The organism is Myxococcus virescens (genome assembly GCF_900101905.1).
GTDB classification, from domain to species: Bacteria; Myxococcota; Myxococcia; order Myxococcales; family Myxococcaceae; genus Myxococcus; species Myxococcus virescens.
This window is the reverse complement of the sequence record NZ_FNAJ01000046.1, coordinates 1-1,692: the sequence shown is the minus strand read 5'-3', so window position 1 is coordinate 1,692 and position 1,692 is coordinate 1. Positions and strand designations below refer to the sequence as shown.

The 1,692-nt window shown below is 67.7% G+C and carries 2 pseudogenes; both read right to left on the bottom strand.

Going from position 1 to position 1,692, the window contains the following annotated elements:
- Positions 1–652, bottom strand: a pseudogene (locus tag BLU09_RS37960) (hypothetical protein); the annotation flags it as partial.
- A gap of 326 nt (positions 653–978) precedes the next feature.
- Positions 979–1,692, bottom strand: a pseudogene (locus BLU09_RS37955) (hypothetical protein); the annotation flags it as partial.

The following is a 1,692-nucleotide window of genomic DNA, read 5'->3' as shown; positions in this document are numbered from 1 at the left end:
AGGTCGACGACGCGTCATATGCGAAGTTGGGGAAGGCGCTGAGCGTGCGGTCGTCCGTATCGAGGACGACGCCATCCTTCGTCACCCGCGTGAAGAAGATGACCGTCTCGTCGTCACCGGAGATGGTGTACGTCACCAGGCAAATTTTCGGAGAGCAGGCCACACGCACCGGGCCGAAGGACTCGTCCGTCTGGATGGCGCGGAACACCGGCCCCACCACGGTGCCGTCCGGCTTCACCCGCACCCCGTCGACACCATCGCGGGTCTCCCAGACGACGAAGAAGTACTTCCCATTGAAGGCGATGGCGGGCCGTACCCCATTCTCGTCACCGATGTTGATGCGGATGCCCGTGGGGTCGAGCACGGTGCCGTCGGGCTTCACCCGGGTGCCGTAGATGCCGCCGGTCCGCACGTCGGTCCAGACGGCGAAGTACTTGCCGTCACCGTACGCGACCGCGGGGCCGTAACGCGCCACCGCGGCGGGCGTCGAGGAGCCACGGTGTTCATCGAGCCCGGCCTCGGCGCTCGATGTCGCCTCCGCCGTCATCGCCTCCACTTCGTTCTGCGCTTCCTGCTCCGGCGCCACCCCGCAGCCGACCAGCATGGACCCGAACAGCAGCCCGGCGATGCCGGCCTTCACTTCCCGCTTCATGTGCAGCCTCCCCTTCGCGAACTCCGGCGCAAGAGTGGGGGGCTCCGAGCGCCTCACCAGCCACCCGTGGGGCGCAGGCCGGATACGGTGGAGGACAGGCGCATTGAGCCACCGCCCCTGCCATCGACCCCATGCGCTTCGGGGAGCGCACCTCCAACCCCGCCTTCCGCGGCGTGTACGACTCCGCCCGGCTGACGTCGTTGGAGAACCGCGAGCTCGGCCTGAAGCCCTGAGCCCGCGCGCACGGCCCGGACCGGCGTGCATGCGCCGGCCCTTGCCTCTGGGAACGCCGCCTCGCACGCGGCGAGGCCCTCTCCCTCAACGGCTCAGCGCTGGCGCGTGAGCGGCAAGGCGGGCACGTCCTTCACCTCCGCCTGATGCGTCACCCGCGTGCCCAGGATGAAGTGCGGCTCGGAGGGGTCGTAGACGGCCTGGGCGGCGTAGACGGTGAAGAACTTGTCAGCCCCGTAGGCAACGTCCGGCAGGTACTGCTGGGCCAGACCCTCGCTGGAGATGGGGAAGCCCGAGGGGTCCCACACATCCCCATCCTCGTCCCACCGCGCACCCCAGACGCTGTGCGGGCCGTACCGCGTGTCGTCCCAAACGACCAGGGACTTGTTGTTGTGGTGGGCGATGCGCGGAACGGTCTGCGCGCCTGCGGCGGTGGAGATGGGGATGCCTTCGGGGTCCTTCACCATGCCTGTCTTGCTCACGCGCGTGCCGTAGATGTCCGGGTTTCCAATCCGGTCATCGGACCAGACCACCTGGTAGTTCTTGTGCGTCCACTCCACATCGGGCGACGACTGGGCGCCCTCCGCCTGGGAGATGGGGAAGCCGTTGCCGTCGAGGATGGTGCCGTCTTCCTTCACCCTGTTGCCGTAGATGTCCGCGTTCTCCGGGCCCTCGCCGTGCTCGTCGGACCAGACGACCAGGAACTCCTTCGTTTTGTTGTTCCAGGTCGACGACGCGTCATATGCGAAGTTGGGGAAGGCGCTGAGCGTGCGGTCGTCCGTATCGAGGACGACGCCATCCTTCGTCAC